Origin of the sequence: Virgibacillus salexigens, from assembly GCF_000723585.1 — a bacterium.
In the GTDB taxonomy this organism is placed as follows: Bacteria; Bacillota; Bacilli; order Bacillales; family Amphibacillaceae; genus Virgibacillus; species Virgibacillus salexigens.
Genome location: NZ_CCDP010000001.1, coordinates 348598 through 363954, shown reverse-complemented (window position 1 = coordinate 363954; position 15357 = coordinate 348598). Strand labels below are relative to the sequence as shown.

Annotated in this window: 19 protein-coding genes; 10 read left to right on the top strand and 9 right to left on the bottom strand. The window is 38.6% G+C overall.

The genetic code is table 11. The features are described 5' to 3' along the window. Positions 1 to 17: 17 nt before the first annotated feature. The 9 genes from hxlA to BN990_RS01755 are packed head-to-tail and all read right to left on the bottom strand — an operon-like array spanning position 18 to position 7394. Positions 18 to 647: a 3-hexulose-6-phosphate synthase gene (gene hxlA, locus BN990_RS01795; protein WP_038241933.1), complete on the bottom strand. Its 630-nt coding sequence runs from the start codon at positions 645 to 647 to the stop codon at positions 18 to 20. A 15-nt stretch (positions 648 to 662) separates the two neighbouring features. After that, positions 663 to 1613: a sugar kinase gene (locus BN990_RS01790; protein ID WP_038241930.1), complete on the bottom strand. Its 951-nt coding sequence runs from the start codon at positions 1611 to 1613 to the stop codon at positions 663 to 665. A gap of 24 nt (positions 1614 to 1637) precedes the next feature. Beyond that, positions 1638 to 2324 (bottom strand): ribose-5-phosphate isomerase RpiA, encoded by a 687-nt coding sequence (gene rpiA, locus BN990_RS01785; protein ID WP_021290022.1) that lies wholly within the window; start codon positions 2322 to 2324, stop codon positions 1638 to 1640. A 14-nt stretch (positions 2325 to 2338) separates the two neighbouring features. Beyond that, complete coding sequence (locus BN990_RS01780; RefSeq protein ID WP_038241927.1) at positions 2339 to 3613, bottom strand: TRAP transporter large permease; 1275 nt, start codon at positions 3611 to 3613, stop codon at positions 2339 to 2341. Then, positions 3613 to 4098: a TRAP transporter small permease gene (locus tag BN990_RS01775; RefSeq protein WP_021290024.1), complete on the bottom strand. Its 486-nt coding sequence runs from the start codon at positions 4096 to 4098 to the stop codon at positions 3613 to 3615. Before BN990_RS01775 ends, BN990_RS01780 begins: the two co-directional genes overlap by 1 nt. Positions 4099 to 4108: 10 nt before the next feature. Beyond that, positions 4109 to 5134, bottom strand: coding sequence for a TRAP transporter substrate-binding protein (locus BN990_RS01770; RefSeq protein ID WP_021290025.1), 1026 nt, complete (start codon positions 5132 to 5134; stop codon positions 4109 to 4111). A 27-nt stretch (positions 5135 to 5161) separates the two neighbouring features. Further along, complete coding sequence (locus tag BN990_RS01765) at positions 5162 to 5791, bottom strand: bifunctional 4-hydroxy-2-oxoglutarate aldolase/2-dehydro-3-deoxy-phosphogluconate aldolase (RefSeq protein WP_021290026.1); 630 nt, start codon at positions 5789 to 5791, stop codon at positions 5162 to 5164. Positions 5792 to 5809: 18 nt separating this feature from the next. Then, positions 5810 to 6367, bottom strand: a complete 558-nt coding sequence (hxlB, locus tag BN990_RS01760; RefSeq protein WP_021290027.1) for a 6-phospho-3-hexuloisomerase — start codon at positions 6365 to 6367, stop codon at positions 5810 to 5812. A gap of 25 nt (positions 6368 to 6392) precedes the next feature. After that, positions 6393 to 7394, bottom strand: coding sequence for a LacI family DNA-binding transcriptional regulator (locus tag BN990_RS01755; protein WP_038241922.1), 1002 nt, complete (start codon positions 7392 to 7394; stop codon positions 6393 to 6395). A 235-nt stretch (positions 7395 to 7629) separates the two neighbouring features. Here BN990_RS01755 and BN990_RS01750 point away from each other — a divergent pair, with 235 nt between their 5' ends. The 10 genes from BN990_RS01750 to BN990_RS01705 all read left to right on the top strand — a co-directional run bounded on the left by BN990_RS01750 (position 7630) and on the right by BN990_RS01705 (position 15318). Then, the gene (locus BN990_RS01750; protein ID WP_021290029.1) at positions 7630 to 8022 is read left to right on the top strand and encodes a hypothetical protein; all 393 of its coding nucleotides are present in this window, start codon (positions 7630 to 7632) and stop codon (positions 8020 to 8022) included. Between the two features lie 200 nt (positions 8023 to 8222). Further along, positions 8223 to 8429: a DUF5316 family protein gene (locus BN990_RS01745; protein ID WP_021290030.1), complete on the top strand. Its 207-nt coding sequence runs from the start codon at positions 8223 to 8225 to the stop codon at positions 8427 to 8429. A gap of 40 nt (positions 8430 to 8469) precedes the next feature. Beyond that, positions 8470 to 9123 (top strand): lysoplasmalogenase, encoded by a 654-nt coding sequence (locus tag BN990_RS01740; RefSeq protein ID WP_038241907.1) that lies wholly within the window; start codon positions 8470 to 8472, stop codon positions 9121 to 9123. 39 nt (positions 9124 to 9162) lie between these two features. Further along, positions 9163 to 10290 carry a glycerate kinase gene (locus tag BN990_RS01735; RefSeq protein WP_038241904.1) on the top strand — a complete coding sequence of 376 codons (1128 nt, stop codon included), beginning with the start codon at positions 9163 to 9165 and terminating at the stop codon, positions 10288 to 10290. Between the two features lie 111 nt (positions 10291 to 10401). Then, positions 10402 to 10752: a YxeA family protein gene (locus tag BN990_RS01730; RefSeq protein WP_021290033.1), complete on the top strand. Its 351-nt coding sequence runs from the start codon at positions 10402 to 10404 to the stop codon at positions 10750 to 10752. A 244-nt stretch (positions 10753 to 10996) separates the two neighbouring features. Then, positions 10997 to 11482: a PTS sugar transporter subunit IIA gene (locus tag BN990_RS01725; RefSeq protein ID WP_021290034.1), complete on the top strand. Its 486-nt coding sequence runs from the start codon at positions 10997 to 10999 to the stop codon at positions 11480 to 11482. A gap of 36 nt (positions 11483 to 11518) precedes the next feature. Beyond that, a complete protein-coding gene (locus BN990_RS01720) occupies positions 11519 to 12340 on the top strand; it encodes a PRD domain-containing protein (protein WP_021290035.1) in 822 nt (273 codons plus the stop codon). Between the two features lie 71 nt (positions 12341 to 12411). Further along, positions 12412 to 13878 carry an N-acetylglucosamine-specific PTS transporter subunit IIBC gene (nagE, locus tag BN990_RS01715; protein WP_021290036.1) on the top strand — a complete coding sequence of 489 codons (1467 nt, stop codon included), beginning with the start codon at positions 12412 to 12414 and terminating at the stop codon, positions 13876 to 13878. 133 nt (positions 13879 to 14011) lie between these two features. Beyond that, positions 14012 to 14608 (top strand): TetR/AcrR family transcriptional regulator, encoded by a 597-nt coding sequence (locus BN990_RS01710; protein WP_021290037.1) that lies wholly within the window; start codon positions 14012 to 14014, stop codon positions 14606 to 14608. Between the two features lie 116 nt (positions 14609 to 14724). Continuing rightward, positions 14725 to 15318 (top strand): GNAT family N-acetyltransferase, encoded by a 594-nt coding sequence (locus tag BN990_RS01705; RefSeq protein WP_021290038.1) that lies wholly within the window; start codon positions 14725 to 14727, stop codon positions 15316 to 15318. Positions 15319 to 15357: the final 39 nt, after the last annotated feature.

Sequence of the window (15357 nt, the reverse complement as noted above, 5' to 3'; positions counted from 1 at the left end):
TGCCCTGCCTCCTCTTTTTATCCCCTCGTTTGCATTATCTTTTTCATATGCTGTGCTGTTTGCTGTGGATGAGGAGATTTGGAAATAGCACTTCCAACAATAATAATATCTGGATTCTCTTCCACAACCTCTGGCAAGGTATCTTCCCTAATTCCACCAGCTACAGCAACTTTAAACCCATATCCATTTACAAAAGAAAACAATTCCGTATTAAAATGATTCCCTTTTGTTTGTTGATCCTTTCCGACATGGAGACTAACTAACTCTACTCCTAACCGCTTCAATTCTTCCATGCGTTGATGAGAGGAAAGCTCAAGTAAATCAATCATTATTTGCTTCTCTACTTGTTTGGCTACATCTAATGTATCCTTAATGGTAGCATCTGATGAAAAGGCCATGACAGTTGTTAGATCTGCGCCAGCGTCAAACGCCTGCTTGGCCTCATGCTTTCCAGCATCGCATGTCTTCATATCCGCAAGAATCGTCTTGTCCGGATATTTCTCTCGGATTTCTCTTACAAATGCCATTCCATACTCTTTTATAACACCTGTACCTATTTCTATAATGTCTACGATTTCTTTGGTTTCGGAAATAACATGCAAACACGCTTCTTTTGTTAACCTGTCCAGAGCTAATTGTAATTTCACTTCTGACACCTCTTTTTATCGTTCAATCCGTTCTACTTCTCCAAGCCGTTGCTGAACTTCTTCATAATAGGGCAATCCTTCATTGTCTCCAATGACTCCAACAACCATTGATCCAATCGTATTAGCAAAATGCATGGTTTTAGCTAATGTCCATCCATTCAAAAATCCATAAAGCACTCCAGCATTAAAACCATCCCCAGCTCCTACTGTATCCACCACTTTTGCTGCTTTTACAGGTGAGGCTTCGATCGTCTCACCATGATAATACCCTACTGAACCTTTATCCCCTTGTTTGACCGCAATGTAAGAAATGCCGAGTTCTATTGCTTTTTCTATAATTTTCTTTGGGTCCCTTTCCCCCATCACGATTTCCATTTCTTCATCACCAGTTAGCAATATATCAACATGTGGCAATAGTTTGCTAATTACAGTTTTTGCTTTGTCCTTACTCCACATGCGAAGGCGAATATTCGGATCAAAGGAGATTTTTACATCATGTTTTTTAGCTAATGCTATCGCCTTCTCTATGACAGCTATATTTCGATCATCAATTGCAGGATAAATCCCAGTTAAATGAAGTATTTTTGCATTTCTAATATACGATTCATCTAAATCTTCCGCAGTAAGCGTAAGGGTAGGGGATTTATCTCGATAATAAAAGGTACGAACACTACCACCCTCCATGATTTCTTTAAAATTCAAAGAGGTTGGATATCCCTCAATTTCATCGATTTGAGATACGTCTATTCCTTCTCCACGGGCGAAATTGTGTATATGCTTCCCAAACTCATCTTTGCCTAATCTTGTCATATATCCTGTTTTCAATCCTAACCGAGAACAGCCAACTGCCAAATTCAGTTCTGCTCCGCCAACTTTCTTTTCGAAGGTATTGACGAATTTCAGTGGTCCTGTCATTCCTGGATTAAAAACAATCATTGCTTCTCCTAATGTAATCACATCATTCACGTTTATTCCTCCAGATTCTTTCTCTTACTTTTCTTTTGTAAGCTTTTCTACTTTACCTTCTTCTCCAGCTATAACTATATCAGCCATAGATGTAAACAACCCTGTTTCAATAACTCCTACCAATTGCTTTAATTGTTGATGCAGCGAATGTGGATCTTCGATAAGCTTGAATGGGCAATCTAAAATATAATTACCATTATCTGACACAAACACATCTTGCTCAGATAATTTCCTTAACTTTGGTTCAACACCAAATGCCGCAATTGCTTCAGCTGTTTTCTGCCATCCGAATGGTACGATTTCAATTGGAAGTGGATATGTTCCTAATTGAGGCACTTTCTTTGTCTCATCTATAATAATGATCAATTGTTGCGCATTGGCATCCACAATTTTCTCACGAACAAGCGATCCGCCTCCACCTTTGATTAAATGAAACGATGGATCCACTTCATCTGCTCCATCAATAGCCAGGTCGACCTTCGTAATGGTAGCGAAATCAACAATCGGTATCCCCAGATGTTTTGCTAGTTTTTCCGTCTTTTTTGATGTAGGCACACCCTGTACCTTCAATCCTTCTTTTACTTTTTCAGCCAATTTATCTAGCATATAGTCAACCGTAGAACCAGATCCTAATCCAACTGTCATTCCAGATACAATATAATCCACAGCAGCTGCTCCTGCAGCTCGTTTATTAATTACTGAATAATCCAAAGCTAAACACCTCTTTAACTAAATAGATTCGGTATAAAAAAAGTGACCTCGGGCAAGAAAGCAATAATCAATAAAACAACCACAATAATGAACAAGTAAGGAATGACAGCGATAAACGATCGCTCTACAGATAATTCCCCGATTTTCGCTGATAATAACAATACCAGTCCATATGGTGGTGTAGCTAAACCGATAGCTAATGTAATAACAACAATTAAGCCTAAATGAATAGGATCGATTCCAAATTCCAAAGCAGTCGGTAAAATAATGGGAACAAATAAGATCATAGCTGGAATGGCATCCATAAACGTTCCTACAAATAAGAAGAAAACAATTAGAATGAAGATAAATAGCCATTCAGAACCTATATGATCGCTAAAGAACTCTTGGGCGATGGTCCCAAGTTGATAATAGCTCATTAACTCACCTAAGGCACTTGCTGCCGCTAAGGCAAATAAGGATAAAGAGCTTAATGCTAGTGTATCCATTAATATTTTTGGTAAGTCTTTTAATTTTAATGTTTTATATACAAACATACTAATCAAAAAAGTATACAAAGATGCAACAGCTGCAGCCTCCGTAGCCGTGAAAAAGCCAAAAACAATGCCGCCAATAATAATAATTGGTGTTAACAAAGCTGGTACAGATTCAATGAATCGTTTTCCTACTTTTGTTAACTCCGGACGTGCAGCCTTTGGAAAGTTACGTTTAATTGCAATAACATAAACAAATAGCATCATCCCCAACCCAATAAGAATACCGGGTATAATTCCTCCAAGGAATAAAGCGCCAATCGAAGCATTGGTTAAACCTGCAAAAATAATCATAGGGATACTTGGTGGAATAATTACCCCCACCGTAGAGGATGCAGCAGTTACTCCAACTGCTGTCTCCGTGTCATACCCCTGTTTTTTCATACTTGGTATAAGAATTTTTCCCACACCGGCAGCATCTGCTTGGGAAGCTCCAGAGACCCCGGCAAACATCATGGAAACTAGAATATTTGCGTGTGCCAAACCACCTCTAATCGGGCCCACAATCGCTAAGGCAAGATCAATTAACTTTTCTGAGATCTTGCCTGAATTCATCAGGTTGGCTGCTAAAATAAATAACGGTACAGCTAATAGAACAAATGAGTCCAGTCCATTTACCATTTTCATCGGAACGGTCGCTTCTGGAGTATAGGGCATTCCAAAGATTCCCAACAAGGCTACTATTCCAATAACGAAGGCAATCGGCATTCCTAAAAGCATTAATACAAGAAATAACCCAATTAATAGAAAGCCCATTATTCCATAACCCCCTTCGTTTTCCACGTCTCTATATGGTTAATCAAATGGGATATGGAGTAAATAACCATCGTACCTGCCATAATAGGAATGGACAACCATACATAACCCATTTTCATTTCTGGAATTGTGGCCCATGTATAATTCCAAAATTCAATGACTACTTGAATGCCAAGGCTAAATATAGCGAGATTAAAAGCAATTAACACAAGGTCATTAAAAATACTCAAGGTGATTCTACTTTTCCCTTTAAGCTTTCGTTGTAACAAGTCAAAATTAAAATGTTCCCTTCGATTAACCATTACCGCTGCTCCCATAAAAATTGCCCAAATAAATGAGTAATTTGCTACTTCTTCCGTCCAAATAACCGAAATTCCTATATATCTCGTAATTATTTGCAGCATAATAACTAGGAAGAAAACCGTTAGAAATGCTAATCCAATCGTGATTTGCGTTTTTTCAAGCATTCGTATCAACTGTTTCATAATATCCCCCCTATTCCTCTGCAAGTTGCCTAATTGCCTGTAACATTTGTTCTGCATCAATTTCTTCAGCGAAATTATTCTGAATTGGTTTAGCTAATTCAATAAACGGCTGACGATCAATTTCATTTACAACTGCACCTTCATCGATTGCTTTTTCTTTATAATCAATATCCTGCTTATTCGTTGCAGCTCTTTCTGCCTCTACAGATGCTTTAGCAGCTTCTAGAATAATAGTTTGATGTTCTTGTGAATAATTATCGAATTTCTCTCCATTAATTAATAGAAAGCGTGTCGTAAAATCATGTGCTGTTTCCGTAATATACTTCCCGTTCGGTGTCGTATGATGGGATTGTTGGACAAAGAATGGGTAAGCGTTTTCGGAAGCGTCAACAACATCTTGCTGTAATCCTTGATAAAGCTCTCCCCACGAGATGGATGATGGGATGGCACCCGTAGCTTCCCAGAAGTCACCGATCACTCCGGATGTCTGCGTCCGTAAAGAAACCCCTTTCAAATCATCCATTGATTCTAATGGTTTTTTTCCGTAGAAATGCCTTACTCCTGCCGTCCAATAGCCTAATAGTTTAAAAGCGTTGTTTGACTTTTCATTAATGATCTTCGCCATTTGCTGGCCAACTTCACCATCAACGACACGTAACCAATGTTCATAACTATTAAATAAGTACGGTGCTGAAAATAAGTCAACCTCTCGTATCCCTGTTTGAGTCATAAATCCTGGAGAAACAAGGACTACATCCGCAGCCCCCAGTTGTAGTTTCTCTACTAATTCTGATTCCTCCGTTCCTATCGTTCCAGCATGAACCTCTACTTCTATCGATCCACCTGATTTCTCCTCTGCAACTTCTTTAAATTTCAACATCCCTGTTTGGTATGGGTTATCAGGAGAAGTTTGGTTATGTGCAGCAATTATTTTTATCTTGCCGTCACCATCTGGATCAGCTTCTTCTGAACAAGCGGAAAGCAAAGAAACCGTTACCAAAATAAAGAAGATAAAAGCATATCTCCGATTAATCATCTTACATCCCTCCCCTTCGCTTACTTATTATTTATCCGCTTGTTTGCGATATTTTTTAGCGGTTTCGGTTAATCTTTGATAATCTTCAACCGTCTTTAATTGAGGAGCATTGACCAGATTACTTCCAATACCTACCGCTTTACATCCTTTTTCCAAGTAATCATTCATATTATCCAGGGTAATCCCACCAGTAACCATTGCTTCTACATGCGGGAGAGGCCCAAGTATATTCTTTACATAGGAAGGTCCAACAGTAGTAGCTGGGAATATTTTAACCATCTTAGCACCGTGTTCATAGGCGGTGAGGATCTCTGTAGGGGATAACACACCTGGAATTGCCAACACCCCATATCGATTCGCTAGTTTTAAGGTTTCAACATTTAGAGCTGGCGATACAATGAACGCAGCTCCTGCTAGTAGAACCGTTCTAGCTGTTTCCGGGTCCAATACAGTACCGGCTCCAATGCATACTTCATCTCCCATACTTTCATGCGCTTTTGCAATAACTTGAGCCGCCCGAGGTGTTTCCGCAGTAATTTCTACTGCCTTTACTCCTCCAGCTGATAAAGCCTTCAATATAGATACAATATTTTCTTCATTTGCTTTACGAATAACAGCTACCACTTTCGATTCCTTTATTACATGAATTGATTCCATTGACATGTCCTCCTTTATCTATTCCAAGTTTGCGTGTTTTTGATTTAATGCTGTATGATTATTGGCTTCCGGTAATCTCTCTAGAAGATAAGCTATTACTGCATCTAATACCAAGTGTGCCGATTGATCAAACTGACTTCCTAGTGGCTGTATTGTAGCTGGTTCTGATGACAATCGTTTTTTCGTTGCAGCAGGTACCACTATAATAGAATCACTGATCTTCCCAATCATCGATTCTCTATTCGTAGTAACTAATGCCACCTTCGCGTCTATAGCTTTTGCTTTTTCAGCAAAATACTTCAATGTACCTGTACTACCTGAACCGGAAAGAATTACTAATAAATCATCCGCTTCAATACTTGGCGTAATTGTCTCCCCGACAACGTATATTGGGAACCCAATATGCATCATACGCATTGCAAACACCTTACTAATTAAGCCTGATCGCCCAGTTCCTGCAACAAAAATACGGTTTGCTTGTTGTATTTTTTCAGCCAATGTGATGGCTTCATTTGCATCTATCCGATACAAGACCTCAGAGACTTCAGAAGCAATCGTAGTAATCGTCTTTCTCATTTTTCTCTACTTCCTTTCTATTATGTTAGCAAGATTCTCTTTCCATCAGCTGTGGTGCAAAGCGATATACGTTGGTTTCTGATCGAGAATCTCCCTGTATTTGATTAAATAATAACTGTGCAGCTTTTTTTCCCATGTCGAAAGCTGGCTGAGCAATCGTCGTTAACGTTGGACTATAAAAGGAAGCAAACGAAACATCATCGATACCAATAATAGCGAGATCAGCAGGGATTTGAACTTGGTGATCTTTCGTATATTGTAATAACTCAAACAATACACGGTCATTTAATGCAAGAATGGCCTCTGGAGGATCTGCTAATGTAAGCATTTCCTTAATTCGTATGTGCATATCCGTGATTTCTCCACTTGCTAAATAGGCTGGTCTAAATTCGATCCCGTATTTTTTTAGTGCCGTTTTGTACGCCTCCATTCTCTCTCTTCTCGGTGTGACAGGCTGTTCCATTGGGGGTGAAATCATCCCTATTTTCTTGTAACCTGCTTTAATAAATTGCTCTATGGCTAAATGAACAGCTTTTTCATTATCAAGTAATACCGCATCCATAGCTACTCCTGGAACTAGCCTATCCATTAAGATAAAGGGATAGTTTTCCTCTAATAGACCTTGATATAAATCGATGTTTTCCCCTGTAGGAAAAGCAATTATGCCATCTACTTGCTTGGCCCGAAGCATTTCAATATATCGCTTCTCTTTCATTGGATCATCGTCAGCATTACAAACAATCACATGAAAATTAGAAGCATTGCAATAATCCTCGATTGCCCGAATAACCTGTGTGGAAAACACATGGAGTATATTTGCAACGATTACACCAATCGTTTTTGTCGACTTTTGCTTTAAACTCCGGGCAATTATATTCGGGCTATACCCTAAAGCTTTAATAGCTGCTTCAATTCGCTTCTTTGTATCTGCTCCCATATAATCGTATCGTTTATTTAAGTACTGAGAAACCGTACTTTTTGAAACGTTGGCATACGTTGCCACATCAGCAATTGTAATCTTTTTCATGTCTTTCTCCTCTTTATTTGCTTTGGACTAAACCGATTTACTAAATCGATTTAGTCCAAGTATAAATTATTTGTAAGCGGTTTACAAGAGAGAAATCGCAAGCTTGTTCATGGATATTAATAGAAATAGAGAGCAATGACTAAATGGCCAGGTTACTCACAACGTATTCCATGTCATAGATGAATCTTGTCGGACATAGATATAAACTAAATAATCTAAATAGGGAGTTAGTGACATGGAAGAAACATTATCTATCACAGAGGAAGAAATAAAACGATACTATGTATTGCACGAGCAAAAAAAAGAAATGGAGCAGGAATTAAACCAGTTAAAAAAGAAATTTCACCACTACTTAGATAACACTACTGGAAAAGATAGAAAAGGTGACATTCAGCGAGGCAATTATCAAGTACTACGACAGATTCGTTCGGCCATCAAATACACGCCAGAACAAACGGTACAAAAATTGGAAGAACTACAATTAAGTGATTTTGTTATTACCGAAAAACGCCCAGATACAGAAAAGTTAGACGCTGCTATTAAGTTAGGGCTCGTAGATGAAGCAGCCTTTGAAGACTGTAAAAACACAAAAGTAACCCAGGCGATTGTAGTTAAAGAGGGAAAATAATAAACAAAAATAGTTGCCATTTCGTTCAACTTTGACTTGTAGTGAACCTTTCTCTACAAGTTTTTTTCTTGTCAACATCTAGTAGCTCTATTTTCCCCACTAGCTCGTTACCCCATCTAAAAAAGCCTTTCTAATTAAATTTTGAATTTGGAAGCAAAATGAATGATCAATACGTAGGTAGGAAAGAAAGGAGTTTAACAATGCTTAAAATCATTACTGGTATCGGGGTGATTGCAATACTTATTTCCGCAACTTTTTTAGGAATATGGACGAGTGGGCTGCAACAACGCGCTAACTACCAATCAGAAACGAGGGAGCACCGTGAATTCCGTACTAAAATTGGTTTATATAGTGGACTTATTGGCTTGATTTTTCTCGGAATTGCTGGACTAATATGGTATTTTTAAAGTAGATAGCATCACTTATTCCAAAAAAGGGGGTGATTACGTGCAAGTCAATCGTATACCGATACTTATTCTTGTCATGAGTATCGTATATATCTTTATCATTCCTTCCGAACCAGGTAATTTCAAATTGTTTTTTAAGATAATACCTATGTTATTAATTATTATCTATGCAATGAATCAGATGCCTAGACAGCGATCAAGCACGCATTGGTTAGTTATTATTGGACTCATTTTTTGTATAATTGGAGATGGTACATTACGATGGTTCATCATCGGACTTACTTTCTTCTTGGTTGGCCACTTGTTTTATTTAACAGCTTTTTCCTTGCAATGGAAGTTTTCTTGGTATCGATTCCTGATGATTATTCCACTAGCTATCCTTGGTTTTCTAATGGGAAATGAATTAATTCAGGCAATTGCTAGTTCAGGTGATGAAATATTCGTCCTACCTGTGATTAGTTATATCGCAGTGATTACTAGTATGGCCTGGCTGGCAATTATGACAGGAAATAAGTTTGCAATCATCGGGAGTTTGTTATTTCTTATTTCTGACGCTATTCTTTCCTGGAATATGTTTATTTCACCAGTTCCCTACTCACATGTACTAATTATGACGACCTATTATGCTGCACAATTCCTAATTGCCCATAGTATTAGCTCCGTCGTAAAGCAGTCTAGTCGAATGGTTTGGTAATTAACTATTCGTAAACACTTGCAACAGAGGAGGAATCACATGAAAATTGTACTAGCACCAGATTCATTTAAAGGGAGTCTTACTTCCTTAGAAGCAGCAATAACTATGAAACAAGCGATTCAATCCATTGACGAACAAGCAACTATCTCAATAAAACCGATGGCCGATGGCGGAGAAGGAACGGTAGACGTGCTGCTTGCTTCTACAAAGGGAGAAAAAGTACCTATTACATGCACCGGTCCACTTGGTACGCCAATACATACGTATTATGCTGTACTGAAAAACAATACAGCGGTCATCGAAATTGCGAACATAGCTGGGTTAACGCAGATAGCTAAATCACGCAGAAATCCAGACATAACCACTACTTACGGCCTTGGTGAAGTTATTAAGGCTGCGTTAGACAGAGGTTGTACGTCCTTTATTATTGGACTTGGTGGAAGCGCAACCAATGACGGGGGATTTGGATTATTACAAGCGTTAGGCATGCGAGCATGGAATCATGCTGGTAGTCAGTTGGGGATATTCGGCAAAGACATGCTTGCCGTGAAAGATATTTGCTTTTCAGATATAGATCCACGTCTACGTAAAGTCCACATCCAAGTAGCTTGTGATGTAGATAATCCTCTTGTTGGAGATAGAGGGGCAAGCGCTATTTATGGGCCACAAAAAGGCGCAACAAAGGAACAAATCATCATGTACGACAAAGCCCTATCTACGCTAGGAAAAAGACTGGAAGCAGAGCTGAATCAAGACTTCACCACCGTTCAGGGAGCTGGAGCAGCGGGAGGACTTGGTTTTGCCCTTTTAGCTATTGGTGCAGAACTTACATCTGGAGCTGCTTTAATCGGAAAAGCATCTGGCATCGATCATGCGATCAGACAAGCAGATCTAGTAATTACCGGAGAAGGCCAAAGCGATGAGCAAACACTCTATGGGAAGGCCCCAGGCTATATCGTGGAAGTAGCGAATAAAAATAAAGTACCGGCAATATTATTGTCAGGATCCTTGTCTGGTGATTTAGCTGCACTACGAGAGAAATTTGATGGGTGTTTCTCCATTATTACCAGTCCTTCCACTGTAGAAGCTTGCATGGAAAATGCAGATCGTTTGTTATTTAATCAGACCGTGAATATTCTACACCTGATACAAAACTTGAAAAGCTAGCGAGCTTCGTTTTCCTTTCAATACTGTAAGCATGTTGAAAGACAAATCCAACGTAGGAATGAATTTCTCGTGATAGGATTTATCTATCATTAGTAGAAAGGATACAGTTGGATGAAAAAATTATTTATCACAATTTTAGGATGCGGCCTCATTATTGGAGCCGGTTTACTAATTATGCAACTATTTTCAAACGAAGTAACGGATCGATTTAACCCGCTCGTACCAAAGAAAGAAATATATGTACAAGTCAATAAAGAAGGAACCGCTCTCAGTCCAGGAGGTTATAACTATACGTTAACTGGGTTCGATAAAGATGGCCGGAAAAAAGAAGTCACCTTCTATGCTAGTGGAGAATTAAGAAAAGATGCTTATTTACGTATTTTTACCAAAGGGAAATATATTGAAACTTGGGAAGAAGTACAACAGCAAGATATTCCTGAACAAGCCAAGCAAAAGTTATAACGCCTGCTCCACACATTTATACATTGCTTTTTAAAGAAAGGAATGTTAGGATAAATTTAATAAGTAAATATTGCATCACATGTTACTGATACGATCAGGCATGGTGGTACCTACGATGGATTTACTCCTCTTTGTACTGCCATGCCTTTTTTCGTGTCGTGCATGAATCTATATGATTGGATAAACTAAACCTAAGTGTATATCCATTCCATCATTGCGATCGCATAAGAAAGGAGAAATAAACTTGTTTAAAAACTTATTCAAAAAATCAAAAGATCAACATATCTATGCACCGGTAAATGGTAAAATAGTTTCTCTAGAAAACGTACCAGATCCTGTTTTCAGTCAAAAAATGATGGGGGAGGGCATTGCTATCCTGCCAAGCGACGGTAAAATTGCAGCTCCTTTTGATGGAAAGGTCGTGCAAATCCCTGAAACCAAACATGCTATCGGCCTTGTTACAGATGAGGGATTGGAATTGCTCATTCATGTCGGCCTAGAAACCGTTGGATTAAAGGGTGAGGGGTTCCGTGTTGAGGTGAATACCGGCGATACTGTTTCAAAAGGACAATTACTAATGGAAGCAGACTTGCCTTACATTAAAGAACATGCAGCGGATATTATCACTCCTATTATCATTACCAATAGCAATGATTTAGACAAACAGTTCACTTATGCAGAAGAAACCGTAGCAAAACAAGGCGAAACGATGATTATCACATTAAACTAAGTAACATGGAAGCATGGAAATAGGAGGTGTCTTCCGGTGAGAATCACAAAAATCTTAAATAATAATGCCGTTATCGTTATGGATGGGGACCAAGAAAAAATAGCTATCGGTGCTGGTGTTGCCTTTGAAAAAAAGAAAAAAGATATTGTTAATCCTGATAGGATTGAAAAGCTATTTGTAGTAAAGGAAAATGAAAAGCTTCAGGAATTAATTGTGCGTATCCCGGAAGAACACCTAATTATTTCTGAAGAGATTATTGATTTCGCTGAAAAACAGCTAAATACAAAACTAAATGAACATATTCTTCTAGCTCTAACCGATCACTTATCCTTTGCGATTGAAAGAGAACAAAAAGGTATTCATTTAAAAAACAAATTATTGCAGGAAATAAAAATTATGTATAGACAAGAATTTGACATTGGCGTTTGGGCACTTCATCACATGAAGGAGAAGCTAAATGTGGATATGCCTATTGATGAAGCCGCCTTCATTGCCCTGCATATCCACACCATGAAAATTCAAGGAGGTGATTTACACGAGACGGTTAGGCAAACAGCAATTGTGAAAGATATGATGGAAACGATAAAAATTGACTTGGACATCACCATTGCCACAGATGATCTAGCCTACGAGCGTTTAATGACACATCTCAGATTCGCATTAAATCGTATCTACCATTATGAAGTTCACTCGATGGACGAGGAAATGCTTTTTATGATCAAACGAAAATTTAAACGCAGTTATCAATGTTCCGAACGCGTTGCTAAGATGTTGTCCACTTCCCACGGTATCCAACTTCCTTCTGAAGAGTTAGGATATATTACACTTCATATTGAACGACTTAAAAAATATCAATGACCTTATACCAATTATCTTATTTATAGGGAACAATTATTATAAGAGACTACAACAATCAAGGGGGAATATGTATGATGAACTATTTACAAAGACTCGGTCGCTCATTAATGCTGCCGGTAGCTGTGTTACCAGCTGCTGCTATTTTAATGGGGATTGGGTACTGGATTGACCCGTCTCCAACTGGTTTTGGGTCGGGGAACCCGGTCGCTGCATTCTTTGTCAATGCAGGATCATCGATAATTGATAATATTTCCATTCTCTTTGCAATTGGGGTTGCTCTGGGGATGTCAAAGGACAAAGATGGGTCAGCCGCTTTGAGTGGGCTGGTGGGTTATCTTGTTGTCACTACATTACTTTCAACAGATACCGTTGCATTATTACAAGGCATCGAAGCAGAAAATGTAAATGCTGCGTTTGGGAGTATCGAAAATGCATTTATCGGTATGCTTTCAGGGATTATTGCCTCCATGATGTACAACCGTTTCAGCCATGTTAAGCTTCCAGATGCGTTAGCTTTCTTTAGCGGCAAACGACTTGTTCCTATCATGACGGCCTTTTCTATGATGATTATATCTGGCGTCTTATTCTTTGTATGGCCAGTTATATATAGTGGGTTAGTATCCTTTGCTGAATCAATTAGTCAACTAGGTGCAGCAGGTGCCGGACTATATGGATTCTTCAACCGTCTTTTAATTCCAACTGGATTACACCATGCTTTAAACTCGGTGTTCTGGTTCGATGTGGCAGGAATTAATGATATAGGGAACTTCTGGTCAGGTGAAGGGGAAAAAGGCGTCACCGGCATGTACCAAGCTGGATTTTTCCCAATTATGATGTTTGGTCTGCCTGCAGCAGCTCTTGCCATGTACCATACAGCTAAAACAAAAAGAAAAAAACAAGCAGCATCTTTACTACTTGCAGCAGGATTCGCAGCTTTCTTTACAGGAGTAACAGAGCCACTTGAATTTTCATTTATGTTCTTAGCACCAGCACTTTATTTTGTACATGCCGTGTTAACCGGTTTATCTTTAGCAATTGCAGCTTTCTTTAATTGGACTGCTGGATTTGGTTTCAGTGCCGGATTTATTGACTTGTTCTTAAGCTCACGACTTCCATTAGCCAATGAGCCCTATATGCTCGTTGTTCAAGGACTCGTATTCGCAGTGATTTATTATTTCTTGTTCCGTTTCTTAATCAAAAAATTTGATATGAAAACTCCTGGTCGTGAATCAGACGAGGATTTGGATGAAACAGATAAAGAAGGTGAAGAAGTATCATCCGATCAGAAATTCACTGCAATGGCTGCACAAATTTACGAAGGATTAGGTGGAGACGGCAACGTTACCTCTGTCGATAACTGTGTTACTCGATTACGTGTCGAAGTAGATGATATGAATAAAGTGGATGAGGCGAAAATTAAATCTACAGGCGTACCAGGAATTAATATTGTTGGAGCACATAGCATTCAAGTAATTGTCGGTACGAATGTACAATTTGTTGCGGATGAAGTGGCTAAAATTCGCGGCAAACAGGATTAACACGAACGAAAAAGCGAACTGTTTATACGGTTCGCTTTTTTCATTTATTGTAATCCTTTTTCCAGCTTGCTTGCCTTTGATATGATACTATGTAGTGAGAGAATAAGGAATATAACTTAAGGAGAATCGATGTATGGCTCCATTAAACGAAGACCAATTAACCCAAATTCGTATCGAACGGAAAAATCAAATAATGAAAGCAGCATTGAAAGTATTTGCTGAGAATGGCATAAGACTAACCAAAGTAGGGATGATTGCTAAGGAAGCTGGAATTAGTCATGGCCTGCTCTATCACTATTTTCACTCCAAAGATGAGGTGCTTTTTCATAGCCTTGAATGGGCAATGGAAGGGACAGATGAACTATTCAGGGAAATCCACACGCTATCATTATCTCCCTTGGAAAAAATAAAATATTTTACAAAGGTGGCTTTCACTGAGGGAAATAGTGATATTTTCCGAGTTATCCAACATATCACTAGAAGTAACGATAATATCTCCAATTCTACCGAACAATTGATTGAGAAAGTAGGAAAGGATTACTATGAACAGCTGCTTCCGTTAATAAAACAAGCGCAAATCGACGGCGATATCATTCCACATGATCCAGACGAATTGTTAAATCTTTACTTGACTGTTGTATCTGGAATTATTGTAGAAGACATTACTTGGATTCAAACAGATTTAGGATCAAAAGTGGACCTTATCTTACGGATGTTCACAACAAGGTAAAGAGGGAATACCTATCTCTTTCCAGATTTTCTCCACTGCAATTTGGATTGACACTGGCGTTGATTCCATTTATTCTTATATTGACTGATTAAGTCAATCAAAAAAGGAGGAAATGTATGGTTATGGAAATCAAGAAAGCAAGTGAATTAGAAAAGAATGTAAGCCACGATATTAGTTCCATTTTTGTCGATGGTTTTGGAGAACATCTCACTTTCTTTTCAAAGAAGAGGGAAACATTAACCGCTGCACTGGCACACATGTTTGTGACAGAAGTTTTTTATGTTGCAATCATTGATGGAGAAATTGCTGGAATAACAGCATGTACAGATGGTCATATCCTATCTGTTCACCCAAATAAACAGGAATTAAGAAAACACCTTGGCTTCGTTAAAGGTACATTTGCCTATTATGTTTTTAACCGTGAATTTAAAAAACCTCCCATTGAAACTGGATCGGGTAAAGTATCTATTGAATTCGTGGCTACTTCTCCCGCCTTTCAAGGAAAAGGGGTTGGTACAGCTATTTTAGAGCATTTACTTTCCTCCCCTACATTCACTGAATATATACTAGAGGTAGCTGATACAAATACAAAAGCGATGAACTTATATCGTAAGCTAGGCTTCAAAGAATTCACCAGAAAAAAACAAGCGTTTCGTAAGCTAAGCGGGGTCAATTACCGTGTTTATATGAAATGTAAAACGAATGACTAAGATCTCATTACTCCCCCTCTAGGCCATACAAAAGGAATC

Coding starts and splice junctions, on each gene's coding strand:
- BN990_RS01780 (WP_038241927.1), bottom strand. CDS start 3,613: ATGGGCTTTCTATTAATTGGGTTATTTCTTGTATTAATGCTTTTAGGA.
- hxlB (WP_021290027.1), bottom strand. CDS start 6,367: ATGAGAAAGACGATTACTACGATTGCTTCTGAAGTCTCTGAGGTCTTG.
- BN990_RS01750 (WP_021290029.1), top strand. CDS start 7,630: ATGGAAGAAACATTATCTATCACAGAGGAAGAAATAAAACGATACTAT.
- BN990_RS01770 (WP_021290025.1), bottom strand. CDS start 5,134: ATGATTAATCGGAGATATGCTTTTATCTTCTTTATTTTGGTAACGGTT.
- BN990_RS01705 (WP_021290038.1), top strand. CDS start 14,725: ATGGTTATGGAAATCAAGAAAGCAAGTGAATTAGAAAAGAATGTAAGC.
- BN990_RS01735 (WP_038241904.1), top strand. CDS start 9,163: ATGAAAATTGTACTAGCACCAGATTCATTTAAAGGGAGTCTTACTTCC.
- BN990_RS01775 (WP_021290024.1), bottom strand. CDS start 4,098: ATGAAACAGTTGATACGAATGCTTGAAAAAACGCAAATCACGATTGGA.
- BN990_RS01710 (WP_021290037.1), top strand. CDS start 14,012: ATGGCTCCATTAAACGAAGACCAATTAACCCAAATTCGTATCGAACGG.
- nagE (WP_021290036.1), top strand. CDS start 12,412: ATGATGAACTATTTACAAAGACTCGGTCGCTCATTAATGCTGCCGGTA.
- BN990_RS01755 (WP_038241922.1), bottom strand. CDS start 7,394: ATGAAAAAGATTACAATTGCTGATGTGGCAACGTATGCCAACGTTTCA.
- BN990_RS01730 (WP_021290033.1), top strand. CDS start 10,402: ATGAAAAAATTATTTATCACAATTTTAGGATGCGGCCTCATTATTGGA.
- BN990_RS01745 (WP_021290030.1), top strand. CDS start 8,223: ATGCTTAAAATCATTACTGGTATCGGGGTGATTGCAATACTTATTTCC.
- BN990_RS01765 (WP_021290026.1), bottom strand. CDS start 5,791: ATGGAATCAATTCATGTAATAAAGGAATCGAAAGTGGTAGCTGTTATT.